Genomic DNA, 23,340 nt, shown 5'->3' on the forward strand with positions numbered 1-23,340 from the left:
TGAAACGGTGGCATCAGCGCCTGTGCCAAAGCCCACCGACTTCCGCTGCTGAACCTCGCCCTCGCTGGTCCAGGGAATTCGTGAAAAACTCTAAGTGTGAAAATGGGGCCTGATCGTATGGCCCAGCATCTTCAAGGATGGCTGAAGGCGCTGGCCGATGTAGGTGCGGCGGTCAACCACGGCGTTTCGCTGAACGAGCTGTTGGACCTGATCGCCAAGACCGCCTGCAAATTGATGTCCTACGACTTCTGCGCGATCACTATCCCGGACAAGGCGTCGGAAGTCCTGCTGATCGAAGGCTCCTACGGCCTCTCAGCCGATTACATCCGAGAAATAAACTCAGCGCACCCGCTCCGACTTCATGGCGTTCACACACCCACGCCGTCCGGCCAAGCGTTCGCGATGGGCGTTCCAGTGCAGATCGAAGACTTCGGAAGTAATCCGGCGATGCTCGCTTGGAGAGCTGCGGCAAGAGACCAAGGTTACAGCTCCATGATCTCAGTGCCTTTGAATTCCGCCGATGAAACACTCGGGACCCTCAACTGCTACACCCGATCACCCCATCACTTCACTAAGGAAGAAGAATCGCGTCTCCTGATGTTGGCAGACCAGGCGGCCGTAGCCATCTCCACCAGTCGGCTGCGCTCGGAACAGGCGGACAGGATCACGGCCCTCAAGGAGCTGAATGAGTCGCTCGAGGAGCAGTACGAACAGCAAAGGCAAGCCGAATCGATCCACGAGCGGTTGATGGCCCTGACGCTCGAAGGGGGCGGAGTTAGGGCCCTTGGCGGAGCCCTGGCAGAGATCCTGGATCGTCCCGTCGCCGTGTGCGATACCAACGGGACCATCCTCTGCAACACCGAACGTCATGGCGTTGCGCTCCCGGCTACCCTCCTCGCGAACGCGGCCGGACTCCCACTCCTTGATGCCAAGCCGGCAGATAATGCCGGATTGCTGACCGATGTGCATCTTCCGGATCCAAGAGGGACGCGGACTGTTGTTCAGGTTCCGGTGCTGATCAAGGAGAAGGCCGTCGCGTGGATCTGGACGAGCGGTAGGGTCGCCGAGCTCCGACCGCTGGATCGCCAGGCGATGGAACGGGCCGCGGCGCCCCTGGCCTTGGAACTCCTTCGAACCCGGACAGCGACCGAGGCAGAGTGGCGGGAAACTGGCGAGATTCTCGCCGAACTCCTGTCAGGTAAAGGGCACGGGTCTACAGCGCTCTTGACCCAAGCCGCACGCCTCGGCCACGATCTGTCACTTCCCCACGCAGTCATCGCAGTCCGATTTGAACGCTACAACGAGGGCGCCCTACCCTACTGGCTTGCCGCCACGTTCGCGCGGATGGCCCAACAAGTCTCACCAAAGCCGCTGCTCGGATCTCACGAGGGGTACGTTGTTGCTCTCTGGCCGCTGGGGCCGGCGACGCCAATCGACGAAGTGCGAGGCATGGGCGACGAAGTCAGCCGGATTCCATCAGAAAGCGCCCAAAACACCGATCGAGCGCACGCTGTCATCACGGGACCGGTCACAAGCATCGCTGACTATCCGGCAGCATTTGCAACGGCCCGCGGAGCCATTGAGCTGGCGGCCCTTCGTGAGGGTCCCCCCGCGACCCTGGTGTTGCGCGATCTAGGTTTGACTGGGCTTCTGCTTCAGCTCCCGGACGTATCCGCCCTGGACCACTATGTGAGCGACGTGCTTGGCCCGTTACGTGCCAACGACGCGGCCCAAGATCCGTCGCTCGTACCAACTTTGTCAGCCCTCATTCACAATAATCTCAGTGCGAGTAAGACGGCCGAACAGCTTCATATCCAAGAAGACATCGTCGTCGAAGCCCGCCGACGGATCGAGGCTCTGCTCGCACTTGACCTTTCACGCGTTGCCGACCTAACGCGCATCTCAAATGCCCTCGAAATCGACGACGTCATCGAGGCCAGACAGGGTCGTTGAACTTGTGCAGCAGTACGGCGATGAGAACGATCTCCGCATCCTCGACCGCGTCCTCAGCCGTCATGGCGCGGGCGCCCGGGATAACCACCTCGGCGAGTAGCGCGATGTCTTCCGCTGGTCCGGAACCGGCGACGTGGACGTCGAGTCCGGCGGCCAGTGCTGTGCGGGCGGCCACGGCGCCGACGCGCCCCACTGCGAGCGTGGACACGATTTCGAAACGCTGCTTCGACGCTCCAGGACGGTGCCGCACGTGCAGATCGTGAAGGTGAGCGGTCGCCGTCGCGGTCAGCATCCCGATCCCGAGACCTGAGATGAAGAGCCCCTTTTCGGCTTGTATCTCTTAAGTACCCCCGCCTCTGTCTTCGGAGAAGCACCGGGAAACACCCTGTGGAGGTCATCGCTTCTCTGGCTAGTGCTGGGCGTGCTCTTTGTTGCCCTCATGGCCCTCTTGTCCATCCTGGTACCATCCTCGGCGGGAGCCGCCGGGGCCGGACTCGGAGCGTACGTGCTGTTGTCCATCGGTGCCAACTGGAACCCGCTCAACAGCTACTCCCCGGCAGGCATAACCGGCCAGGCAACGTCGATTGCCTCCGGCGCTGAGGTTCCGACGTCATTCTGGGCGATTACGACGTCGCTCGTGCTCTCTCTGGCATTGGTCTGTCTGGCCGTAATGCTGTTCCGCCGCAAGGAACTGTAGATGTTCCTTTGCAGGAGTGATCAATACCTTCATCGGTAAGTCTCCTGTCAGGTGAGGTATCGATGGTGAACGCCCACACCCCGCGAGAAGCAGGCTCTTCATCTGACAGGGCCATGACCGCTTCCCGCCCTCCTACGTACAACCGTGAGCCGGAGGACTGCAACGTCCCGGCGCGTTCCGACAGGATCGGTCCAGGAGACCAGGCCGAACAACCGGGCTGTACCGGCGGCGGGGCCGATGAGGCCCAGGAGAATCCTCAGCGTGGTGGATTTGCCTGCACTGTGGGGGCCCAGAAAATCGTGGAATTCACCGCCGGCGACTCTCGGGTAAGGGCTGCACGGTGCACGTGTCCTGCCGAAATCTTGGACAAGGCCGAGAGTTTCAACGACAGGTTGTGGTGGTGCAGTCATGAGCCGTCCGCTCCTCAGGTCGGACCGCTTATGGCTCGATGAGCCCGGTGCGGATGGCAAACCTTGTGAGGTCCAGCCGGTCGCGCAACCCGAGCTTCTGCAGGACGTTGGCCCGGTGGCGATCGACGGTCTTCACGCTGATCCTGAGGATGTCCGCGATCTCCTTGGCGGAGTTCCCCTCTGCGATGAGCTTCGTAATCTGCTCCTCCCGGGGCGTGAGGATACTGTCCGGCATCCGGTCGCCACGGCGGTCGCGCTCCAGATAGTCGCGGATGAGCGCGGTGACCGCGCCGGGGTAGAGAAACGACTCCCCGCGCATCGCTGCACGGCACGCCTCGATGAGGTCGCGGTCGGCGACCGACTTGAGCACATACCCCGAAGCCCCGGCGCGCAGCGCCTCGAAGAAGTACTGCTCGTTGTCGTACATCGAAAGGATGAGGATCCGCACGTCGGGCGCGTTCCGCGATATTTGTCGAGCCGCCTGGATGCCGGTCATCAGGGGCATGGCGATGTCGAGAATAGCGAGGTCCACCCCGCCGGTGGTCGCGGCGGCGACGGCCTCTGTGCCGTCGGCGGCCTCGGCCACAACGGTGAGGTCGGGTTCCGCGTCGAGGATCATGCGAAGGCCACGGCGGACCAGGGCGTGGTCGTCGGCGAGCAAGATACGTGTAGGTACGCCCATCGGATCAGCTCCCCGCCTCGACTCCGGGAACGACGAGGCGAACGTCGGTCCCCCCGCTCGCCCGTGCGGCGACTGTCAGCTCGGCACCGATGAGCAGGGCCCGTTCGCGCATCCCGCGGATGCCCGCGCCCTCGCGGAGGTCACCGCCCTGCCCGTTGTCTCGAATCCGCAGGGTTAGCCCCGTCGTGGACGAGGTGAGCGCGAAATCGACTCGTGTCGCGTGTGCATGCCGGGCGACGTTGGTGAGCGCCTCCTGCGCAATGCGGTAGAGCACCAGCTCGACCTCCCCGCTGAGCTCGGGGAGTTCGTCATCGAGCTCCCAGGTCACCGGGATCCCGCTCGAGCGGGAGAACTCTGTACCCAGCGAAGTCAGGGCGCTCCGCAGGCCGAGGTCCGCGAGCACGCCCGGGCGCAGACGCTGCGCCACCTGGCGGACTTCCTCCAGGCTCGCCCGGACCGCCTCCTGCGCGACGAGGCTCTCTTCGCGAAGATCGTCGGGAGACCGGTCGACAACTCGCTTGAGACTGAGGAGAGCAACGGTCAGGCTCTGGCCGATCTGGTCGTGCAGTTCCCGCGAGATCCGCTGACGTTCCCCCTCCTGCGCGGCCAGCGCGAGGGCGCTGCTCGCGCTGGTCTCCGCCTCGAGCCGGTCGAGCATCTCATTGAAGGTATGGATCAGGTGCCCGAGGTCGCCGTTACCGGCTTCGGGCGCCCGATCGCCACCGCGCCGTAGCAGGCCCACTCGGCGCATCACGGTTGTCAAGGCGTCCAACGGCGCCAGGCTTGCACGCACCAGGGCGGCATTGGCAGCGAGGATGAGTGCCAGTCCGATGAGCAGGACCGGCACCTCGGTGAGCAGGACGGGCGACGACACCGTCGCGGGCGAGAGCGCCAACACGAGTGTGCCGGCCGCGAAGAGCAATCCGTTGATGAAGAACAGTCGCCAGAACAGCAACTGTGCCGGTCCTTTCGGAGGCACGCCGCGTGCCTTTCCGGCGGCCCTGGTTTCGAGCGCGGTCCGCATGCGTACTAGCCTTGCGCGGCCCGCGACCTTTGTCCATGAGGGCTCGCACCCACGGGCGGCGGAAACCCGTGCGCGCGGCGCACCAGAAATGGGTGTCAGGCCCAATGGCACCTCCCTGACCGCACGGGGAGACTGGATCTACCCCTAGAACCGACGGAACGGAGGGCCCAATGGAGACCACCCACTCCACCGTTCCCGGCTCCGGCGTGCTGCACGACTGCCAGACCCGCGACGGCCAGCAATTCCGCATCCTCGTCGCGCATCCCGGCAGACGCGAAATCTTCGTTTACGACTCGGCCGAGCCCGATCGGGCCGTGGCAAGGATCGTGCTCGAGGAGGACGAGGCCGATCAGGTCGCCGAGCTCCTGCACAGCCAGCCGATCACCGATCGCATAGCCGAACTCGAACGCCGGGTCGCCCGGCTCGCAGGGATGGAGCGATGACGATCGTGGACCCGCCCGTGTCGCCGATTCACACCGGAGCCTCGGTTGGCAGACGCGACTGGGCTGGATCGGCGAACTGAAAAGCCAGGTACTCAGCCAGGTACTCGCAGGATCATTCCGGGAGAGGACCCGATGGCGCACCTCAGCCGATTTGCCCGCGAATTCCTTAAGGCGCTCAGGAACCTTCTGCCCATCGTTATCGTGGTTGTTCTGTTCCAACTGCTGGTGTTCCGCTCCATGCCCGATGACCCACTGGAGCTGGTGACGGGGCTCCTGATCGTGGCTGTGGGCATTGCCCTGTTCCTGCATGGCCTGGATCTGAGTATCTTTCCGGTCGGTAAGAACCTGGCTAATCAGTTTGTCCGGAGCGGGGCGCTCGGGTTGTTGCTGCCCTTTGGGTTTGCCATTGGCTTCGCTGCCTCCGTCGCGGAGCCGGCGGTGATCGCTGTCGCGGAGCAGGCCCAGCTGGTCAGCGATGGTCGGATCAATGCGCTGGTGCTGCGCTTTGTCATCGCTGTGTCGGTGGGTCTGGTCTTGATCTTGGGCGTACTGCGTGTCCTGCGGGGCTGGGCCGTGTACAAACTGCTGATCGCCGGCTACGCGATGGCGCTGGGACTGACGTATATCGCCCCGCCCGAGATCATTGGTCTTGCCTACGATTCGGGCGGGGTCACCACCAACATCGTCAGTGTCCCGCTGATCGCGGCGATCGGCCTTGGATTGGCGAATTCCATCAGGGGACGCAGCCTGCTGGCCGACGGCTTTGGCCTGGTCGCGCTGTGCGTGATGGTGCCCATGATCGGGGTCCAGCTCTACGGCATCTGGGTCTACACCTTCGGCGATGCCGGGCCGGCTCCGCCGGTCACCGACACCGGGGAGGCCCCAACGGATTGGGTGGTCGGCGTGATCCTTGGCCTCGCCGGAATGATCCGGGAAGTGCTGCCAATCGTGGGCGTTGTCCTCTTCTTCCAATGGGTTGCGCTCCGACGCAAGCTGCCCCACCCCCTGCGGGTCGTCATCGGCTTCATCATGGTCCTGGTGGGACTGTATGCCTTTGTCGTGGGGCTCAAGCTAGGGCTGTTCCCGCTCGGGACCCTGATGGCGGAACAGCTGATTCAGAAGGGAATCCCGGCCCTGATCCTGCTCTTCGCATTCCTCATCGGCTTCGCGGTCACCATGGCCGAGCCAGCCCTGGTCGCCATCGGAGAACAGGCCCAGGAAGCATCCCCGGGGAAGATCAGCGCGTTCACCGTCAGGGTCATTGTGGCCGTTGGCGTCGCCCTCGGGATCGGATTCGGCGTCTACCGCATTCTGGTGGGAGGGCCGTTCCACTACTTCATCATGACTGCCTACGCCGTCGCTATCGTGCTGGTGTTCTTCGCCCCGAAGTACATCATCGCGCTGGCCTTCGACCTGGGCGGGGTGACGACGTCGGAGGTCACCGTGCCGCTGGTAACAGCCCTTGGCATCGGCCTGGCAACAGCGGTCGAAGGACGCGACGCCCTGATCGACGGTTTTGGGCTGATCGCGTATGCCTCGATCTTCCCCGTCATTTCCGTCATGGTGTATGCCATGGTGATGGAGAGATTTCCCCGTCTGAGGAGGGAACCGGCATGAAATTCACAGCAGTCATCGTGATCGCCCCTGACGAGCTTGAAGACAGGGTGATTGAACATGCGCAGCGGGCCGGTGCCACGGGGGTGACCATTTTGCCGGGCAAGGGCATCGGGGGTGAGGCCCGGAAGACGTTTTTCGGGCTCACTTTCGAAGGGACGCAGTCCGTGTTGCTGATGGTCGTCGGCGCTCACCTGACTGCCCCCATCCTGAAGGAACTGCACTCGATATTGGTTCAAGGAACGGAATCCCGGGGCCTGGCCTTCGCGATTCCGATTGAGCACCTGACCGGGATCGATATGCGGCAGGTGGTCAGGTTCGAGGAGCATCTGCGCCGCGAGGGCTCCTGAAGCAGGCCCGGAAACGTTACGAGGAGGAAAGAGATGCTCACTGTCAAAGATGTCATGGTCGCCGAGGTCGTCACGATCTCCCCTTACAGCACGCTGCGGGAGGCGCTGTCGATGATGAAGGAGCGCCAGGTGAAGAGCCTGGTAGTGGAGCGGCAGCACGCCCACGACGCCTACGGCCTGCTCAGCTACAGAGAACTCCTGGACACCGTCGTAGCGCAGGAGGGGGATGTGGACCTCCTGAACGTCTATGACGCCGCCACGATCCCCGCGATCACTGTCAACGAGGACCTGTCCGTCCGCCAGGCAGCGGCCCTGATGAGCCGCTATCACCTCAGCCGGCTCGTCGTTGTGGAAGGCAATCAGCTCGTCGGGTTGCTCGCCATGAATGACATTCTCGCCCGGCTCATGGAGGAGCTAACGTGACATTCGCCCGGCTGCGCTGACCACTACGTCGGCGAGGGACATTGTCTTGTCGGGACTACTCGAGGACGCACCGAATGGACCAGAACTCACCGGACTCCCGCCCCCGCTTCTTCCTGCTCGGAGGGGAAAGTTCTTCCGAGTTGCTGCGCATCGGTTCCGTCCTGCGCAAAGAGACTGTCGGCGGCGCGCTGCTCGTGGCAGCTGCGATCATCGCGCTGATTTGGGCAAACTCCCCGCTCTCCGCCGGTTACTTCCAGCTGAGGGATATCCGGATCGGATACGGGCCGTGGCATCTGGAACTCAGCCTGGGCGAGTGGGCGTCGGACGGTCTGCTGGCCATCTTCTTCTTCCTCGTCGGCCTTGAACTTAAGCGGGAGTTCCTGATCGGGGATCTGCGCGAGCCCAGCAAGTCGGTCGTGCCCGTTGCCGCCGCCGCCGGTGGGGTCGCTGTTCCCGCCATCATCTATTCCGTGGTCAACCTGGCCAGTCCAGAAACGCTGAGGGGATGGGCGATCCCGACGGCGACGGACATCGCCTTCGCCGTCGCTGTTCTGGCCCTGATCGGTTCGCACCTGCCGGGCGCATTGCGGATTTTCCTCCTGACACTCGCCGTGGTTGATGACCTGATCGCCATTGGCATCATCGCGTTCTTCTATTCGCAGGACATTCGTCCGGAGCTGCTGCTGCTGGTGCTGCTCGCCTTAGGTTCCTACACCCTTCTTGCACACCGGTACCGGCGGTTCTTCGCTACACGGACAGCGGCCTGGCTGATCCTGCTTCCCCTGGGCGCTGCCGTCTGGGTACTGGTCCGCAATTCAGGGATCCATGCGACTGTTGCAGGAGTCATGCTGGGCTTCGCTGTTCCGCTCGCTCACTCCAAGGGCGGACCGCAGCCGGGTGGGGGGTTGGCCGAGATCCTGGAGCACCGGCTGCGCCCCGTTTCGGCTGGTATCGCTGTGCCGGTGTTTGCCTTCTTTTCCGCCGGTGTACAGGTCGGCGGCCGGGATGGGATCGGATCCCTGTTCTCGAACCCGGTGACCGTCGGGATCATCATCGCCTTGGTCATGGGCAAACCAGTCGGAATTCTCGGAACGGTCTGGCTGATTACCAAGGCCACCAGGGCAAGACTGGACCGCTCCATCAAGTGGATCGATATTTTCGGGGTTTCGCTCCTCGGCGGGATCGGCTTCACCGTTTCCCTGCTGGTCGCGGAGCTCAGCTTCGGCCACGGCAGCAACTATGGTGACCAGGCGACGACAGGGATCCTGGCGGCGTCCCTCATAGCCTCACTCCTGGCTGCTGCAGTCCTGCTGCCCAGGAACCGGCACTACCGGCGCACCAACTCGTCCCGGCCTTCCAGCGCGGCCGGCCCAGGCTCCGAAGAGTCTTCGCATTCGGCTGCATGAACTCTTCGACGCAGCGGGCCTGGCACCGCAGCAAGGCTGCCGGCCGACCTGCCACGGCAACCCGCTGCACCAGATCATGGAGCCGGAAGAGAACCATCACTGCGATCTTGCGGTCTAGCGTTACTCGCCGAGGGCAGGACCGTCACCCAGACAGCCAACGCCTGCGCGTACTCCTCCAGCGCGTTCCGGCCTTCGGGCGGACGCCAGTGTCGCTGTACCGGTAGGGGCCGACGGCAAGCGCGACGTCGTAGACGGAAACGTATAGCTTCGACCTCGTGACCCGGCTGGGCCCGGAGTCGTGAACCCATCTCGGCCGCGATGCTTAGGCATGGCCTGAAGATCGTCAGAGTCCGCACCAACGGCGAGCCCGGGCAGCAGCTTGGCGGGTTCGGGCAGGCGCTGCTTCCGCGCACATGTTTGACGGTAAGCCCCGCCGCTCGAATGCCTTCACGCATACATGGTTAAGGACGTACCCCCGGTGGACCGGTCAGCAGCATATGGTGGCTACCTGCAGCTGCGACTTCCAGCGCTCGCCGGGCCTCTAATTGCCCCGAGACGTCGGAAAGATCAGGCACGATGCCCACTTCGTCTTCGTTTTCGTCCCCGGGCTCACCGCCGGGCGGGTCGTAGTCCAGGGCGAGTTCTTTGGGGTCCGCGCCGAAGTCGTAGGCGAGCCGGGCGAGAGTCCTGTATCCCCTGACGTGAGCCCCCGGTACCAACGTTGCCTCGGCGACGTTAGCTTCGGCCACGACGATCTCCCGATACCCGGCCTGGACGGCTGCCATGACGGCAGGGAGGATGCCCCTCACCGGCCGAAGCCGGCCGTCCAAACCGAGCTCAGCAATGAAGACTGTCCCATCGATCGAACGAATGTCCTCGGCAGCACGGAGAACAGCCATGGTGATGGCAAGGTCAAAGCCCGAACCACGTTTGGGCAAGGATGCTGGAATGAGATTTGCGGTGATCTTCCTCCGACTCAAAGGAATTCCCGAGTTTTGTGCCGCGGAGCGTATTCGCTCTTTTGCTTCGTTAAGGGCGGCATCGGGTAGTCCCAGGATCACGAATGCTGGGAGAGTCTGGCCAATGTCGGCTTCTACCTCAACGACGTAGCCGTTGAGGCCAACCAGGGCAATGCAGTAGCTGCGCCCGACCCCCATCAGCCAACACCCCTCAGGTGTTCCAGTTGGGGATCCCCAATGCCGTCGTGGATGACCGACACCACATCAATACGTTTTCGTCGAGCAGTCACTTCATGCTCCCGGCACCACGATGAAGCGAGCCGGTGCAGGCGAGCCAGCTTGGCCGAACCTACTGCCTCAAAGGGATGTCCGTAATCCAGGCTGCTGCGGGTCTTTACCTCCGCGACCACCAGGGTGTCGCCCTCCAGTGCAACGATGTCGATTTCACCATCGGCGCACCGCCAATTGCGATCGACGATCCGCATGCCCTGGTGTTCCAGGAATCCTGCTGCCAAAGCCTCGCCGTTACGGCCAAGTATGTCTTTTGCTCTCATGAGCATCACCTCCGCTATCCAGCTTTGATGCTGGCAGCGGCTCGTGACAGACGGCCCTGATGCTATGTGGGTAAACCCGTCACATCTTTCTCTTGTGGAGGAAGAGTACCCGCGGGCTGCAGGTGCTAGTTGCCGAGGTCTCCCAGATCCCCGAGGCCACCATCCTTGGGCAACGCAAGGTCTTCATTGCGTGGGAGTTCCTCGACGTTGACGTCCTTGAACGTTATGACCCGGACATTTTTCACGAAGCGGGCTGAACGATAGACATCCCAAACCCAGGCATCCTGCAGGGTTAGATCGAAATAGACTTCGCCGTCTGCGCTGCGGGCTTGTAAATCAACATGGTTGGCCAGGTAGAAACGCCGCTCGGTTTCGACAACGTAGCTGAACAAACCGACAACGTCCCGGTATTCACGGTAGAGCTGCAGCTCCATGTCGGTTTCATAGTTCTCAAGGTCCTCGGCGCTCATAGTTCCATCTTGCACCATCTGCCGCGAACCGGACGCCATCAGCAGGACACACGCTGCAGAGCAGGCTGTCAGACAACGTCCGGCCCGGTGAGGTTCCAGCTCGTCCGGTGATAGGCACTGGGACCCTGCACCCTGATCACTTCGCGATGCGCTGCTGTGGCGTAACCCTTGTTTTCGTTCCAGCCGTAGGCCGGTACTTCGGAGTGGAGATCAACCATGATCCGATCGCGGGCTACTTTTGCCAAAACACTGGCAGCAGCCACGCTGAGACAGCTCATATCTGCTTTTACCTTTGTGTGGACCGGAGCTTCACACCAGGGTCCTGTGGGTGCGGTGTCGAACAGTGAGGCTTGAACTTCCGGAGAAAGCCAGTTGTGGCTGCCGTCCAACAACACGACATCGGGCGTGATGCCACCGGCCAAAATCTCACACCACGCCCGTGTTCCCGCCAGGCGCAGGGCAGCTATGATACCGACGTCATCGATTTCGCGGGCGGACGCGTGTCCAACTGCGGAAGCTACAGCCCAGTCACGGACCATGGGCTCCAACCTGTCGCGGTCCTCGGGCTTGAGCAACTTGCTGTCCCGGACATCGGCCAGAAGTACGTGGTCCTCGAGATTGACCACTGCGATTCCCACACTGACGGGGCCAGCCAGGGCGCCCCTGCCAACCTCGTCCACACCTGCCAGCAACCGCACCCGGGGAGACAGGAAGGAACGCTCGACGTCCAGGGTCGGAACTTCGATTGGTGTCTTGGTTTTCAGCCGGGTGCTTGCCATGGCCGCTATTTTCCTGACGTGCCCGCGGGAACGTTCTTGAAGACATCCGGGTAATTGTCCAGCACCGTCCACCGGTTGACGGGCCAGGCTATGACTGTGGCTTTGCCCTCAACGTCCTCGATATTAATGAAACCACCATTGACCTCCTGGTGGGCCCTGGAATCTGCGGAGTGGTTGCGGTTGTCTCCCATCACCCAGACCTTGCCCTCTGGAACGACGATGTCGAACGGGTTGGGCTGGGGCACTTCTGCAGGATTGATGTATGTTTCGTCCACTGGTGTGCCATTGATGCTGACCCGACCCTGCGCGTCACAGCAGGAAACGTGATCGCCGGGAAGCCCAATCACACGCTTGACCAGGTGCTGCTCATTGTCGTCGGCCGCCAACCCAACGAACTCCAAAGTGTCGCCTACCCAATCAAGGGGGCCCGCCGGTTTTTTCAGAACTGCGGGCAGCCAACCTTGCGAATCCTTGAAGACGACCACGTCGCCCCGCTCCAAAGCGAAGGGCTCCGGCACCAGCAGGTTGATGAAGATGCGGTCATTCACGTCCAAGGTACTTTCCATGGATTCAGAAGGAATGTAGAACGCCCGGAAAAGGAATGTCTTGATAAGGAAGGAGAGCACTACAGCAATGGCCACGACCGTGACGATTTCCTTCAGCCATCCAAGGACAGGGTTCCTGCGTGGCTTTTCGTCCTCGTCGGTTTTGTTGCCGGTATCGGCGGCAGCGTCAGCGGCCGGGCTGGGCTCAGCCACTCCGGCCACGCCAGCCGTTCCGTCCGAGAGCCGCGCGTCGTCGTCGTGCCGCTCGGGGTTCTCGGGAACTTTGTCCGGCATTTATTGTCCGTTCTTTGATGGTTCGGCCTGCGGGGAGCGAGGCACCTCTGCAAATCTATCAAGGGGCCAGATAATCTGGACTGGTCTGCCGATCACCCGGTCAAGCGGGACCATTCCCCCACCAGGTGCTCCCAGCAATCCGCGGGAATCAGCAGAGCGGGATCGGTGGTCGCCCATAAGCCAGAGCCGGCCCTCGGGAACCACGACGTCGAACTTCTGTTTGCTGGGTTCGTCCCCGGGGTACACATAGGGTTCCTCAAGTACCTGACCGTTCACTGTGAGCCGCCCCTCGGAGGAGCAGCACTGAACGTGGTCACCCGGAATCCCAATGACCCGTTTCACATATGTGGTATCGCTTCCAGTGAGCCCGAACCACTGAGTCACTGCAGCAGCCGTGTCAACAAGGGGACCCTTACCGCTGCTGAGCGGGGCGAACGACCCACGCCCGTCAAAGACAACGACGTCTCCACGCTGGATCGCCTCGGAGGCGAATGCTGTACGGGAAACCAGGATCCTGTCCCCAGTCCCCAGTAACGGCTCCATGGACTCGGAAGGGATGTAGTAAACGTCGACCCACAAGGAGCGGACCAAGCCGCTGATCGCGATTGCAAGGACCAATGCCAGCAAAACAAAACGCCAGCCCTGTTTCCGGGGCTGGCGTTCTGATGTGTCCATGACTCGTATCCCTGTTGCGTTGCGGATTGCTCCGGGACAAACCGGGCACGAATCCTGGACCCGTTGCGTAAGTCGCTGGACTTACTTGGCGAAGTCGCGCTTTTCCTTGATCTTCGCAGCCTTACCGCGCAGTGCGCGCATGTAGTAAAGCTTGGCGCGACGGACGTCACCCTTGGTAACGACCTCGATCTTGTCGATGATCGGGGAGTGTACCGGGAAGGTACGCTCTACGCCGACACCGAAGGAAACCTTGCGCACGGTGAAGGTTTCGCGAACGCCGTCACCCTGGCGGCCCAGGACAAAGCCCTGGAATACCTGGACACGGGAGTTCTTGCCTTCGATGATGTTGACGTGAACCTTGAGGGTGTCACCCGCGCGGAACTCGGGAACATCGTTACGCAGCGAGGCTGCATCTACGCTATCGAGGATATGCATTAATCCACTCCTGGTGAACGCCACAGGTCATCCACTTTGGGTTACGGCAGACAAGCCCGCGGCACAAAGCCAACCGGAAATCTCCGCCGAAGTTTCTTGGTGTCCGATTCCGCCACTGATTGGCGGCACCGGGTTGTCCGGCTGTTGGCTTCGCTCCCCCTGTGGCAGGTGCTAGCCCAGCAGACACAAGGGTTAATTCTGCCACATGCCGCAGCATCCGGCCAATTATGCGGACTCGAAATGCCCGAGGGCGGTTAGCGGGTCTGCTGTGCCGTGTTGCTTTCCATGCGGCGGCGCAAGCGACCATCCACGACGTTGTAACCCAGGTCCGCGAGTGCGTTGCGGTCCGCACGACTCAGCTGACCGGCGTCGAAGTTGTCAAGGAGATCCGGGCGCCGCTCGGCAGTGCGGCGGAACTGTTCGTGACGCCGCCACTGCGCGATCTTCCCGTGGTTGCCGCTGAGCAGGACCGGCGGCACTTCGTGGTCCCGCCATGAGGATGGCTTGGTATACACCGGATACTCAAGGAGGCCGTCCGAGTGGGATTCTTCAACGAGCGATTCGGGGTTGCCCACCACTCCGGGGAGCAAACGGCCGATTGCTTCAACCATGGCCAGGACAGCAACTTCCCCGCCATTGAGGACGTAGTCGCCAAGGCTGACAGGCCGCACCGTGAAGTGCTCCTGGGCCCAGTCGATGACGCGCTCGTCAATTCCCTCGTACCGCCCGCAGGCAAAGACCAGCTGTTCCTCTTCGGCGAGCTCATAGGCAAGGGCCTGGGTAAACCTCTCCCCTGCCGGCGAAGGCACGATCAGCACAGGTTTGGTGCCCTCACGAACCCCCGCAACCGACTCAAGCGCCTGCGCCCACGGCTCGGGTTTCATCACCATGCCGGCGCCGCCCCCATAGGGAGTGTCGTCCACGGTCCGGTGCTTGTCAGTGGTGAACGTCCGGAGGTCGTGGACGTTAAGTTCCACGAGCCCATCCTGGCGTGCCTTGCCTATCAGCGAAAGTTCAAGCGGGGCAAGGTATTCAGGGAAGATGCTGACGACATCGATCCTCATTCAGGCATCATCCCCGGCGCCGTCCTTGGACTCCTCGGCCGTGTCATCGTTGATTTCGAAGAGACCAGCAGGCGGGGTGATGAGAATGAAGCCGTCCTCGATGTTGACCTCTGGCACGATTTCATCGACGAAGGGAACCAGAATTTCCTTTCCTTCCTCCGTCTTGACCGTCAACAGGTCCTGAACCGGCATTGTGGTCAGCGCGGCAACTTTGCCCACAACCTGTGAGCCAACCCGCGCCTCCAGCCCAACGAGTTCGTGCTCATACCAGCCTTCGTCGTCGTCTTCGTCGTCGAGTTCTTCGGTTTCAATGAAAAGCTTCGCGCCACGGATGGCCTCGGCGGCATTGCGGTCTGCAATTTCTTCGAAGCCCAGCAGGAGGATGTCTTTGTTCCATCTGGCGCTGCGGATGGTCAGCGGGCCCGCAGAGGCCGGTTCCACGACGAATTCGGTTCCAGCGACGAAGCGCTCGGAGGGGGCGTCGGTGAGCACTTGCACCGTCACCTCGCCGCGTATGCCATGGGGTTTGCCGATCCGGGCCACCTGGAGCTGCATGGGTTCCTCTGAATTCTCGTTGTGCCCGCGCTGCCTGGCAGCAACGGAAGTGAAATGATCGATAAAGCAATCCGGCCCCTCCACCATATTCGGTGAAGGGGCCGGATCTAAGACAAGTATTGCTGAGCGCGTTACCGGCGACGATCGGTGTCGACGACGTCGACCCTGACCTGCTCGCCACCTGCCAGGGCTGCAACCACAGTGCGCAATGCGCGTGCGGTACGTCCCTGACGGCCGATCACCCGTCCGAGGTCCTCCTGGTGAACGCGCACCTCGAGGGATTCCCCGCGGCGGTTGTTCCTGGCACTGACCTTGACATCCTCAGGGCTGTCAACGATCCCACGGACCAAGTGCTCGAGCGCTTCTGCCAGCAATTTACTCAGCCTCGGTGGTCTCTGCTTCAGCCTCGGCCGGAGCTTCGGCTTCGTCCTTCTTGGCCTTCTTGGTGATGGCTTCCGGAATGATGACGGAACCCTTCTCCGGGGCTACGAAGGCTTCCTTCGGAGCTTTGGTCTTCAGGGTGCCTTCCTGGCCCGGCAGGCCCTTGAACTTCTGCCAGTCACCGGTGATCTTGAGGATCGCGGCAACCTGCTCGGTCGGCTGGGCGCCAACGGAAAGCCAGTACTGGGCGCGCTCGGAAGCGACCTCGATGTACGACGGCTCTTCGGTGGGGTGGTACTTGCCGATTTCTTCAATGGCACGGCCATCGCGCTTGGCGCGGGCATCCATGACGACGATGCGGTAGTACGGTGCGCGCATCTTACCGAAGCGCTTAAGGCGAATCTTTACGGCCACTTTTGTGGTCACTCCTGTTTCTGAAACGGGGTTGAACCCGACGTTCTGCACCCGTGGGGCGGGCCATACTTGGGGGTTCGAAAGGACAAGATTTGGGCACGGAGAGAGGGGCCGCGCCAATCAAGTACCTGACCATTGTGCCAGATGCCGGAAGTAATTACGACTTTCGCCACTCCCGGCCACAACGGTCAGACAGACCAAACGTAGAGCCCTGACCGCTCCGCCTTTTCCACGTCAGTGGCCAAGGCGGCCAACTGCTGCACGTATTGACGCGATTCGTCCGCACCAAAAGGCATGTCGTCCTGAGCCGCCCACGCCGCAGCGACGTCGTCAAGAACGTTCCCGTCGCCTTCGCTTTCATACGTCAGCAGCTCGGCCAGCGCCCTCACCATCGCCTCCGGAACACCAAGGAGGGCGTCGCTGGTGACATCCACCAGCGCCAGTTCGTAGTCTGCGCCGGCAGCGTGGACGGCTTTACCCGCAAGGTCACCCAATTGTTCGACCTCAAAGTCGGTGATGCCATCGATCCTGACGGCGGGGCCGGTAACGTCAGCGCCCCGATCCAAGGCAGCTGCCCTCTTGAGTGCTTCATCGTGGGTGGCTACAAAAATTTCGGCAAAGCCCATGGAGAGTGCTCTCATTCGTTCGTGCTGACGGGGCGGCGGCAAGGCCCAAGGGGGCAAATACCGTCAATGCCCAGCCTAATGCAGTCCCTGCCCATGCTCGCGGAAGCCAGCGCGAGGATGCTTAGCGCACTGCCACGCGCAGCTTGTTGCGCCAAGGGTCTTCGAACTGAAGCTCCAGGCCCGTATGGTGGTTCGCCACGGACGCAACTTTCAGCCGGTCAGCCAGTGCAGCGACGTCATCCGCGGACGGCACCTCGATCAAGACTTCGCCCAGGCCCAGAGTGTCCTTTCGGGGTCCAGCCCCTCGGCTGTTCCACACGTTCATCGCCATGTGGTGGTGGTACCCGCCGGCAGATACGAACAACGCCTGCCCGTGCCAGCCCGCCGTCCTCTCAAAACCCAGCGTGTCCACATAAAAATCCTGGGCGGTCTGCACGTCACCTACCTGAAGGTGCACGTGCCCGACGCCGGCTGCGGCTTCCCGCTGGCCAGTCACGGCGGCCTCACTCAAGTGTTGCTGGAGGAAACGCTGGGGCGGCAAGGCAACATTGTCCATCACCACGGTCTTGCCATCCCACTGCCACACATCGCGCGGTTTGTCGTAATAGAGCTCGATGCCGTTGCCTTCCGGATCAGTGAAGTAGAACGCTTCGCTCACCAAATGGTCAGCACTGCCTACAAAGGCGCGCGGTTCATACTCTGCCGCAGTGGCGATGGTGGCCGCCAGGGAAGGCTGGTCCTGGAACAGGATGGCCGTATGGAAAAGCCCCGCTTCCCCACGGCCTGGAATCTGCAGGCCGGCAGCGGGAGCGAGGTGGACTACAGGCTTGCCCAAGCGCCCGAGGTACAGCCCGCCATCCTGCTCGGCCACGATCTCCAAGCCCAAGGCACGCTGATAGTAGTCACTCATTACCCTCATATCGCCGACCTTGAGCATGACGGTGCCCATGGTGAGTTCGGCAGGAAGGAGATCCTGGTTGGATATCGTCGTCATGTGAAGCTCCCGGTTCATAGATGGCCGCCCTTCGGCACGTTCTACTTATCTAAATTACTTGAAGCTTCAATTTATTCCTAGTAGACCAGTTTTCCGCGCAGGACTACATGCTTCAGGCTTGCCACAGTTGCGAGGTTCTTCCTGGGATCATCCCGGCACAGCACGACGTCGGCACTTGCCCCTTCGCTGATGCCCTCGGCTCCGAGCCACTTCCGTGCGCCCCATGTGGCGGCGCCCAGAACGGCAGTGGGCGGCAGGCCGGCGTCGTGCAGTTCCTTCATTTCGTCAGCGATCCTGCCGTGCTTGATCACGCTCCCTGCGTCAGTTCCCGCATAGATGGAAACACCGGCTTGGTAGGCCTCCAGCACCCGTTCTCGGCGCCGCTCCCAAAGCCGGGTCATGTGCTCGGCATAGACCGGAAACTTAGGTGCGGCCTGGGCGGCGATATCCGGAAAAGTCGCGATGTTTACCAACGTAGGAACAATCGGGACAGACTGCTCCACCAGGCGGGGAATATGCCGGGGCAAAAGGCCGGTTGCATGCTCAATGCAGTCAATCCCGGCGTCGAGCATGTCATCAATGGTGTCTTCAGCGAAGCAGTGGGCCGTCACCCTGGCCCCTTCGTCGTGGGCGGCGGCGATGGCATCCCTTACGACGTTCGCGGGAAACGAGGCGGAGAGGTCACCGGCACCGCGATCGATCCAGTCGCCCACTAGTTTCACCCAACCGTCCCCGTCCCGGGCTTCCTTACGGACTGTCTCCACGAGCTCGCCCGGCTCCACTTCGTGGCCCAAGCCACGCAGGTAACGCCGACTCCGGGCGATGTGGCGTCCGGCACGAAGCAGCCGTGGGAGGTCCTCCCGCCGCTGAACCCAACGTGTATCGCTTGGCGAGCCGGCGTCGCGGATCAACAATGTGCCGGCTTTTAGGTCCGCCTGTGCCTGGGCAAGAGTTGTTTGCTCATCAACCGCCCCGCCGACGCCAAGTCCAATATGGCAATGGGCGTCTACAAAACCAGGAAGGACCCACCCCTCCAGTGTGGAATCGGGCGCGGCAACGGGACGGTCGAACGTCAGTTTGCCATCAACGGACCACAGTCCGTGTCGTTGCTCGTCTCCTGCGACAAGCACAGGACCGGTGAATTCGATGATGTTGGCCATGGCAAAAGCCTAATCTGCCAGGCATGGGCCAATCCTCACGACCGGGTGTGACTGGGACGCCGATCGGAGCTGTGGTAGCTTCGTCTACGACCACACGGGGGCCCCTGCAAGGGCTGAGATCGGACTGAAGCAGTCTGCGACCGTTGAACCTGTCCGGGTAATGCCGGCGAAGGAAGTGAGTAATCCTTTGAGCACCACCAAAACACAGCACAGCTCTGCCGAAAACCAGACCAACACCAGCGAAAAAGCGGCGGAAACCGTCACGCAGTCGCTGAAGTCCCATTCGTTGGCCTGGTTGGAAGACCCGGCAAATGGTATCCGGGTCCCCGTTACGGAGATTGCGTTGGAGCCCTCCCCCAACGGTGAGGCCAACGAACCACTGCAGGTATACCGAACTGCCGGACCGGGCAGCGACCCCGTGGTGGGCCTGGAACCGTTCCGCACCGGATGGATCGAAGCCCGGGGAGATACCGAGGCATATTCCGGGCGGGAGAGGAACCTGCTCGACGACGGCAAATCAGCGGTACGCCGCGGTGCAGCATCCCAGGAGTGGAAGGGGGCGCAACCGGTGCCCCGCCGCGCCGTCGAAGGTAAGACGGTCACCCAGATGCACTATGCAAAGCAAGGCATCATCACGCCGGAAATGCAGTTTGTCGCACTGCGTGAGAATTGTGACGTCGAACTGGTACGCAGCGAAGTGGCTGCCGGGCGCGCCATCATTCCCAACAACATCAACCACCCGGAATCCGAGCCCATGATCATTGGCAAGGCCTTCCTGGTCAAAATCAACGCCAACATCGGAAACTCGGCCGTCACCAGTTCCATCGCCGAGGAAGTTGACAAGCTGCAATGGGCAACCCAGTGGGGTGCCGACACCGTCATGGACTTGTCCACTGGCGACGACATCCACACAACCCGCGAGTGGATCATCCGCAACTCCCCCGTTCCGATCGGCACTGTACCCATCTACCAGGCCCTGGAGAAGGTCAACGGCGAAGCCAACAAGCTCACGTGGGAAATTTTCCGGGATACCGTCATCGAGCAATGCGAACAGGGCGTTGACTACATGACAATCCACGCCGGAGTGCTCCTGCGGTACGTGCCCTTGACGGCAAACCGTGTGACAGGAATCGTCTCCCGCGGCGGCTCGATCATGGCGGGGTGGTGCCTGGCGCACCACGAGGAGAACTTCCTCTACACGCATTTTGATGAGCTCTGCGAAATCTTTGCCAAGTACGACGTCGCCTTCTCGTTGGGCGACGGCCTGCGTCCCGGCGCCACAGCCGATGCCAACGACGCCGCGCAGTTCGCTGAGCTCGATACGCTTGCCGAGCTGACCCAGCGCGCTTGGGAATTTGATGTGCAGGTGATGGTTGAAGGACCCGGGCATATTCCCTTCCACTTGGTCCGCGAGAATGTGGAACGCCAACAGGAACTCTGTAAAGGTGCCCCCTTCTACACCTTGGGACCGCTGGTCACGGACGTTGCTCCTGGCTACGACCACATCACATCGGCAATCGGTGCAACGGAAATTGCGCGCTATGGCACGGCCATGCTCTGCTACGTGACGCCCAAAGAACACCTTGGACTGCCAAACAAGGACGATGTGAAGACCGGTGTGATCACGTACAAGATCGCAGCGCACGCAGCGGACCTCGCCAAGGGACACCCGGGCGCAAACGAACGCGACGACGCTTTGTCCAAGGCCAGGTTCGAGTTCCGTTGGCGCGACCAGTTCGCACTGTCCCTGGACCCGGTTACCGCAGAAGCCTTCCACGACGAAACACTTCCCGCCGAACCTGCCAAGACCGCGCACTTCTGCTCGATGTGCGGACCAAAATTCTGCTCGATGCGCATCAGCCAGGACATCAGGGACGAGTTCGGTTCGGCCGACGCGCAGGCCGCCATTGCCGGTATATACGACGGCATGCGGGAAAAGAGCGAAGAATTCCTGGCGTCGGGTGGCAAGGTGTACCTGCCTGAGCTGCAGCTTCCCACTACCCGGACGGCGGAGACTTCAGGAAACCTTAACTGACCTCGTCCGGACAACATCGGCAACAAAAGAGCGAATAATCCGGTCTCCATCCACTGAATCCTGGGGCCGGTGCCCTCCAGCTGCTACGCGGCGGAGGGCACCGGTGTCCTCCAGGTACCCTGCGATTTCTTCGTACAGTGGTTCCCACCCGCCCGTAAGGACAAGGGTAGGCACGCCAGGAACGATGTGCAGGGACGCCTCCCAAGGAGGTGCCTGCAGCCGGAGGCGGCGTGCGGAACGGCGCGCTTCGGGCGTGTCCAGCCCGCTGGCTTCGGCCGAAAAAGCACGCCTGAAGTATTCGCGTTGGTAGTCGGCGTCCTTAAGCTGGTTCCGCACGTCAAACAGCGGTTCCATGAGCGAACGATGGAATGTCGTGGCAGGCAGCTCGGCTGTCAGGGATAAACAAGCCGGTTCAACCAGTGTCAGTGAATGCACCAGGTCCGGGCGTTCAACTGCTGCGAGCATGGCGGAGATTGCACCTTGCTCATGCGCCACCACATGGCCGCCACCAGAATCCACCAGCGAAGCAACCACGATGCCGACATCCGCAGCTACGTCGGATTCCATGGGTTCAGCCACGGGATCAAAGCCGTGCCGGCGGAGGAACAGTGCGTCATATGACAGGGCCATGCCGTGCTGCTTGGGCCATGCCGAGGCGCCAAAACTCCCCAGTCCGTGGACGAAGACTACGCGCTGCTTGTGCATGGATTCACCCTAGTCCAGAGCCCTGACATCCCCGCCAAAAAGCAGTTGGCGCCGTTATGGGAATTCACAACGGCGCCAACTGTCACAGTGAGTCGGAGGTTCCGGGTTACTTGCCCAGGAACTTCTCGAAGCCCTTGGGGAGGTTCAGCGTGGACGGATCGAAGTCCGCAGCGCCCTGACCGAACGCCGCTCCCGTGGGGGCTGCCGAGGCCGCATTGGCCCGTTTGGCCTCGGCGTCCCGGAGTTCCTGGGCTGCCTTTGCGGGGTTGCCGGAGCGCGCCTTCTTCTTCGGAGCGTTTTTGCCGCCCTTGCGGCCTCCGCCGGGGCCACCCATTCCCGGCATGCCCGGCATACCGGGCATACCGCCCTGGGCCATCTTCTTCATCATTTTCTGGGCTTGGGCGAAGCGCTCCAGGAGGCCGTTAACCTCGGAGACGTGCACACCTGAACCCTTTGCGATGCGGGCCCTGCGGGAGCCGTTGATGATTTTGGGAGCTACGCGCTCGTGCGGCGTCATGGACCTGACGATCGCCTCAACGCGATCGATTTCGCGTTCGTCGAAGTTCTCCAGCTGCTGGCGGATGTTTTGGGCACCCGGCATCATCATGAGCATCTTCTTCATGGAACCCATGTTGCGGATCTGCTGCATCTGGGCGAGGAAGTCATCCAGGGTGAAGTCTTCCTGGTCGGCGAACTTCTTCGCCATCCGGGCAGCTTCGTCCTTGTCCCAAGCCTTCTCAGCCTGTTCGATCAAGGTCAGTACGTCACCCATGTCCAGGATGCGCGAAGCCATCCGGTCCGGGTGGAAGAGTTCGAAGTCGTCCAGGCCTTCACCAGTGGATGCAAACATGACCGGCTTACCAGTGACGGACGCAACGGAGAGCGCGGCACCACCGCGGGCATCGCCGTCGAGCTTGGACAGCACGATGCCGGTGAAGTTGACGCCTTCATCAAACGCCATGGCCGTGTTGACGGCGTCCTGGCCGATCATGGAGTCGATGACGAAGAGGACTTCGTTCGGGATGATCGCCTGACGGATCCTTCGCGCCTGGTCCATCATCTCGGCATCAACGCCGAGGCGGCCCGCGGTGTCAACAATCACGACGTCGTGCAGCTTCTGGCGCGCTTCTTCCACACCGGCACTGGCAACCGCCACAGGGTCACCGGCCGGGTGGTCCAGCTCGGAGGTTGCTCCCGGGTGCGGCGCGAAGACAGGGACGCCTGCGCGCTGGCCGACAACCTGAAGCTGCGTTACGGCGTTGGGCCGCTGGAGGTCGCAGGCAACCAGCATGGGGCTGTGGCCCTGCGCCTTAAGCCACTTGGACAGCTTGCCAGCAAGGGTGGTCTTGCCTGCACCCTGGAGGCCGGCCAGCATGATGATGGTGGGGCCGGTCTTGGCCAAGCGGATGCGCCGTGTTTCACCGCCGAGGATCTCCACGAGTTCCTCGTTGACGATCTTGACGATCTGCTGGCTCGGGTTCAAGGCACCGGAAACCTCGGCGCCAAGAGCCCGCTCGCGAATGCGGGACGTGAATTCGCGGACCACCGAAACGGCAACATCCGCGTCCAAAAGGGCACGGCGGATCTCCCGGACGGTGGCATCGACATCAGCCTCGGAGAGGCGGCCCTTGCCACGGAGGTTCTTGAAGGTTGCTGTCAACCGGTCAGAGAGTGAATTGAACACGCGCCGTGC

26 protein-coding genes, 1 pseudogene and 1 riboswitch are annotated in these 23,340 nt (G+C 62.0%); of the genes and pseudogenes, 8 read left to right on the forward strand and 19 right to left on the reverse strand.

Translation table 11 applies throughout. The features are described 5' to 3' along the window. The first annotated feature begins 117 nt into the window (after window positions 1-117). Window positions 118-1,953, forward strand: coding sequence for a GAF domain-containing protein (locus tag LDN90_RS15590; protein WP_160147640.1), 1,836 nt, complete (start codon window positions 118-120; stop codon window positions 1,951-1,953). Here the strand turns inward: LDN90_RS15590 and LDN90_RS15595 are convergent. Beyond that, window positions 1,928-2,203, reverse strand: a complete 276-nt coding sequence (locus LDN90_RS15595; protein WP_160147639.1) for an NAD(P)-binding domain-containing protein — start codon at window positions 2,201-2,203, stop codon at window positions 1,928-1,930. The two genes, LDN90_RS15590 and LDN90_RS15595, sit on opposite strands and share 26 nt — an antisense overlap. Window positions 2,204-2,374: 171 nt before the next feature. Between LDN90_RS15595 and LDN90_RS15600 the strand changes: the two genes are divergently transcribed. Further along, window positions 2,375-2,650 carry a hypothetical protein gene (locus LDN90_RS15600; RefSeq protein ID WP_142938780.1) on the forward strand — a complete coding sequence of 92 codons (276 nt, stop codon included), beginning with the start codon at window positions 2,375-2,377 and terminating at the stop codon, window positions 2,648-2,650. A 438-nt stretch (window positions 2,651-3,088) separates the two neighbouring features. Here LDN90_RS15600 and LDN90_RS15605 read toward each other — a convergent pair whose 3' ends face one another. Next, the gene (locus LDN90_RS15605) at window positions 3,089-3,721 is read right to left on the reverse strand and encodes a response regulator transcription factor (RefSeq protein ID WP_238703402.1); all 633 of its coding nucleotides are present in this window, start codon (window positions 3,719-3,721) and stop codon (window positions 3,089-3,091) included. A gap of 25 nt (window positions 3,722-3,746) precedes the next feature. Continuing rightward, window positions 3,747-4,766, reverse strand: a complete 1,020-nt coding sequence (locus LDN90_RS15610) for a histidine kinase (protein ID WP_142938778.1) — start codon at window positions 4,764-4,766, stop codon at window positions 3,747-3,749. A gap of 170 nt (window positions 4,767-4,936) precedes the next feature. Here LDN90_RS15610 and LDN90_RS15615 point away from each other — a divergent pair, with 170 nt between their 5' ends. From LDN90_RS15615 to nhaA, 5 genes are all read left to right on the forward strand, one after another. Further along, a complete protein-coding gene (locus tag LDN90_RS15615; RefSeq protein ID WP_142938777.1) occupies window positions 4,937-5,209 on the forward strand; it encodes a hypothetical protein in 273 nt (90 codons plus the stop codon). Window positions 5,210-5,341: 132 nt separating this feature from the next. Then, window positions 5,342-6,826, forward strand: coding sequence for a DUF1538 domain-containing protein (locus tag LDN90_RS15620; protein WP_142938776.1), 1,485 nt, complete (start codon window positions 5,342-5,344; stop codon window positions 6,824-6,826). After that, window positions 6,823-7,173 carry a transcriptional regulator gene (locus LDN90_RS15625; RefSeq protein WP_142938775.1) on the forward strand — a complete coding sequence of 117 codons (351 nt, stop codon included), beginning with the start codon at window positions 6,823-6,825 and terminating at the stop codon, window positions 7,171-7,173. Before LDN90_RS15620 ends, LDN90_RS15625 begins: the two co-directional genes overlap by 4 nt. A gap of 33 nt (window positions 7,174-7,206) precedes the next feature. Next, window positions 7,207-7,596: a CBS domain-containing protein gene (locus tag LDN90_RS15630; RefSeq protein WP_142938774.1), complete on the forward strand. Its 390-nt coding sequence runs from the start codon at window positions 7,207-7,209 to the stop codon at window positions 7,594-7,596. Window positions 7,597-7,670: 74 nt separating this feature from the next. Beyond that, entirely contained in the window at window positions 7,671-9,002 is a 1,332-nt protein-coding gene (gene nhaA / locus LDN90_RS15635) for a Na+/H+ antiporter NhaA (protein ID WP_142938773.1), read from the forward strand. A 473-nt stretch (window positions 9,003-9,475) separates the two neighbouring features. On the opposite strand, the pseudogene LDN90_RS15640 reads toward nhaA, so the two are convergent. The 14 genes and pseudogenes from LDN90_RS15640 to LDN90_RS15705 all read right to left on the reverse strand — a co-directional run. Beyond that, window positions 9,476-10,159, reverse strand: a pseudogene (locus tag LDN90_RS15640) (magnesium chelatase domain-containing protein); the annotation flags it as partial. Next, window positions 10,159-10,524 (reverse strand): YraN family protein, encoded by a 366-nt coding sequence (locus LDN90_RS15645; protein ID WP_223946302.1) that lies wholly within the window; start codon window positions 10,522-10,524, stop codon window positions 10,159-10,161. The pseudogene LDN90_RS15640 and the gene LDN90_RS15645, both read right to left, overlap by 1 nt. 116 nt (window positions 10,525-10,640) lie before the next feature. Continuing rightward, entirely contained in the window at window positions 10,641-10,985 is a 345-nt protein-coding gene (locus tag LDN90_RS15650) for a DUF2469 domain-containing protein (protein ID WP_216923842.1), read from the reverse strand. A gap of 68 nt (window positions 10,986-11,053) precedes the next feature. Next, window positions 11,054-11,764 (reverse strand): ribonuclease HII, encoded by a 711-nt coding sequence (locus LDN90_RS15655; protein WP_216923843.1) that lies wholly within the window; start codon window positions 11,762-11,764, stop codon window positions 11,054-11,056. Between the two features lie 5 nt (window positions 11,765-11,769). Then, the gene (gene lepB / locus LDN90_RS15660) at window positions 11,770-12,603 is read right to left on the reverse strand and encodes a signal peptidase I (RefSeq protein ID WP_216923844.1); all 834 of its coding nucleotides are present in this window, start codon (window positions 12,601-12,603) and stop codon (window positions 11,770-11,772) included. Then, window positions 12,604-13,278 (reverse strand): signal peptidase I, encoded by a 675-nt coding sequence (lepB, locus tag LDN90_RS15665; protein ID WP_223946303.1) that lies wholly within the window; start codon window positions 13,276-13,278, stop codon window positions 12,604-12,606. 81 nt (window positions 13,279-13,359) lie between these two features. Beyond that, a complete protein-coding gene (rplS, locus tag LDN90_RS15670; RefSeq protein ID WP_014922079.1) occupies window positions 13,360-13,713 on the reverse strand; it encodes a 50S ribosomal protein L19 in 354 nt (117 codons plus the stop codon). A 254-nt stretch (window positions 13,714-13,967) separates the two neighbouring features. Continuing rightward, complete coding sequence (gene trmD / locus LDN90_RS15675; protein WP_223946304.1) at window positions 13,968-14,777, reverse strand: tRNA (guanosine(37)-N1)-methyltransferase TrmD; 810 nt, start codon at window positions 14,775-14,777, stop codon at window positions 13,968-13,970. Next, window positions 14,778-15,332, reverse strand: coding sequence for a ribosome maturation factor RimM (gene rimM / locus LDN90_RS15680; protein WP_223946305.1), 555 nt, complete (start codon window positions 15,330-15,332; stop codon window positions 14,778-14,780). A gap of 131 nt (window positions 15,333-15,463) precedes the next feature. Then, window positions 15,464-15,706: an RNA-binding protein gene (locus LDN90_RS15685; protein WP_144659985.1), complete on the reverse strand. Its 243-nt coding sequence runs from the start codon at window positions 15,704-15,706 to the stop codon at window positions 15,464-15,466. 1 nt (window position 15,707) lies between these two features. After that, the gene (rpsP, locus tag LDN90_RS15690; RefSeq protein ID WP_017199647.1) at window positions 15,708-16,127 is read right to left on the reverse strand and encodes a 30S ribosomal protein S16; all 420 of its coding nucleotides are present in this window, start codon (window positions 16,125-16,127) and stop codon (window positions 15,708-15,710) included. A 188-nt stretch (window positions 16,128-16,315) separates the two neighbouring features. Next, the gene (locus tag LDN90_RS15695; RefSeq protein ID WP_223946306.1) at window positions 16,316-16,768 is read right to left on the reverse strand and encodes a hypothetical protein; all 453 of its coding nucleotides are present in this window, start codon (window positions 16,766-16,768) and stop codon (window positions 16,316-16,318) included. A 106-nt stretch (window positions 16,769-16,874) separates the two neighbouring features. Next, window positions 16,875-17,747 carry a VOC family protein gene (locus LDN90_RS15700; RefSeq protein WP_216923848.1) on the reverse strand — a complete coding sequence of 291 codons (873 nt, stop codon included), beginning with the start codon at window positions 17,745-17,747 and terminating at the stop codon, window positions 16,875-16,877. A gap of 77 nt (window positions 17,748-17,824) precedes the next feature. Beyond that, entirely contained in the window at window positions 17,825-18,907 is a 1,083-nt protein-coding gene (locus LDN90_RS15705) for an amidohydrolase family protein (protein ID WP_216923849.1), read from the reverse strand. 84 nt (window positions 18,908-18,991) lie between these two features. Next, a riboswitch (TPP riboswitch) is annotated at window positions 18,992-19,099 on the forward strand. Here LDN90_RS15705 and thiC point away from each other — a divergent pair. Next, window positions 19,095-20,942: a phosphomethylpyrimidine synthase ThiC gene (gene thiC, locus LDN90_RS15710; RefSeq protein WP_275963194.1), complete on the forward strand. Its 1,848-nt coding sequence runs from the start codon at window positions 19,095-19,097 to the stop codon at window positions 20,940-20,942. It overlaps the preceding riboswitch by 5 nt. On the opposite strand, the gene LDN90_RS15715 is transcribed toward thiC, so the two are convergent. Together LDN90_RS15715 and ffh are read right to left on the reverse strand one after the other, a co-directional pair. Further along, window positions 20,925-21,647, reverse strand: a complete 723-nt coding sequence (locus LDN90_RS15715) for an alpha/beta hydrolase (RefSeq protein ID WP_223946307.1) — start codon at window positions 21,645-21,647, stop codon at window positions 20,925-20,927. The genes thiC and LDN90_RS15715 overlap by 18 nt on opposite strands. 106 nt (window positions 21,648-21,753) lie before the next feature. After that, on the reverse strand, window positions 21,754-23,331 hold the full coding sequence (gene ffh / locus LDN90_RS15720; protein WP_216923851.1) for a signal recognition particle protein: 1,578 nt from the start codon (window positions 23,329-23,331) through the stop codon (window positions 21,754-21,756). Window positions 23,332-23,340 lie beyond the last annotated feature (9 nt).

The organism is Arthrobacter sp. NtRootA1 (assembly GCF_019976975.1).
In the GTDB taxonomy this organism is placed as follows: Bacteria; Actinomycetota; Actinomycetes; order Actinomycetales; family Micrococcaceae; genus Arthrobacter; species Arthrobacter aromaticivorans.

Excerpts from the sequence above, each read along its gene's own strand:
- lepB (WP_223946303.1), bottom strand. The coding sequence starts at position 13,278 with ATGGACACATCAGAACGCCAGCCCCGGAAACAGGGCTGGCGTTTTGTT.
- LDN90_RS15620 (WP_142938776.1), top strand. The coding sequence starts at position 5,342 with ATGGCGCACCTCAGCCGATTTGCCCGCGAATTCCTTAAGGCGCTCAGG.
- trmD (WP_223946304.1), bottom strand. The coding sequence starts at position 14,777 with ATGAGGATCGATGTCGTCAGCATCTTCCCTGAATACCTTGCCCCGCTT.
- LDN90_RS15625 (WP_142938775.1), top strand. The coding sequence starts at position 6,823 with ATGAAATTCACAGCAGTCATCGTGATCGCCCCTGACGAGCTTGAAGAC.
- LDN90_RS15590 (WP_160147640.1), top strand. The coding sequence starts at position 118 with ATGGCCCAGCATCTTCAAGGATGGCTGAAGGCGCTGGCCGATGTAGGT.
- LDN90_RS15715 (WP_223946307.1), bottom strand. The coding sequence starts at position 21,647 with ATGCACAAGCAGCGCGTAGTCTTCGTCCACGGACTGGGGAGTTTTGGC.
- LDN90_RS15630 (WP_142938774.1), top strand. The coding sequence starts at position 7,207 with ATGCTCACTGTCAAAGATGTCATGGTCGCCGAGGTCGTCACGATCTCC.
- LDN90_RS15610 (WP_142938778.1), bottom strand. The coding sequence starts at position 4,766 with ATGCGGACCGCGCTCGAAACCAGGGCCGCCGGAAAGGCACGCGGCGTG.
- LDN90_RS15650 (WP_216923842.1), bottom strand. The coding sequence starts at position 10,985 with ATGAGCGCCGAGGACCTTGAGAACTATGAAACCGACATGGAGCTGCAG.
- lepB (WP_216923844.1), bottom strand. The coding sequence starts at position 12,603 with ATGCCGGACAAAGTTCCCGAGAACCCCGAGCGGCACGACGACGACGCG.
- nhaA (WP_142938773.1), top strand. The coding sequence starts at position 7,671 with ATGGACCAGAACTCACCGGACTCCCGCCCCCGCTTCTTCCTGCTCGGA.
- LDN90_RS15615 (WP_142938777.1), top strand. The coding sequence starts at position 4,937 with ATGGAGACCACCCACTCCACCGTTCCCGGCTCCGGCGTGCTGCACGAC.
- LDN90_RS15695 (WP_223946306.1), bottom strand. The coding sequence starts at position 16,768 with ATGAGAGCACTCTCCATGGGCTTTGCCGAAATTTTTGTAGCCACCCAC.
- LDN90_RS15655 (WP_216923843.1), bottom strand. The coding sequence starts at position 11,764 with ATGGCAAGCACCCGGCTGAAAACCAAGACACCAATCGAAGTTCCGACC.
- LDN90_RS15705 (WP_216923849.1), bottom strand. The coding sequence starts at position 18,907 with ATGGCCAACATCATCGAATTCACCGGTCCTGTGCTTGTCGCAGGAGAC.
- rplS (WP_014922079.1), bottom strand. The coding sequence starts at position 13,713 with ATGCATATCCTCGATAGCGTAGATGCAGCCTCGCTGCGTAACGATGTT.
- rimM (WP_223946305.1), bottom strand. The coding sequence starts at position 15,332 with ATGCAGCTCCAGGTGGCCCGGATCGGCAAACCCCATGGCATACGCGGC.
- LDN90_RS15700 (WP_216923848.1), bottom strand. The coding sequence starts at position 17,747 with ATGACGACGATATCCAACCAGGATCTCCTTCCTGCCGAACTCACCATG.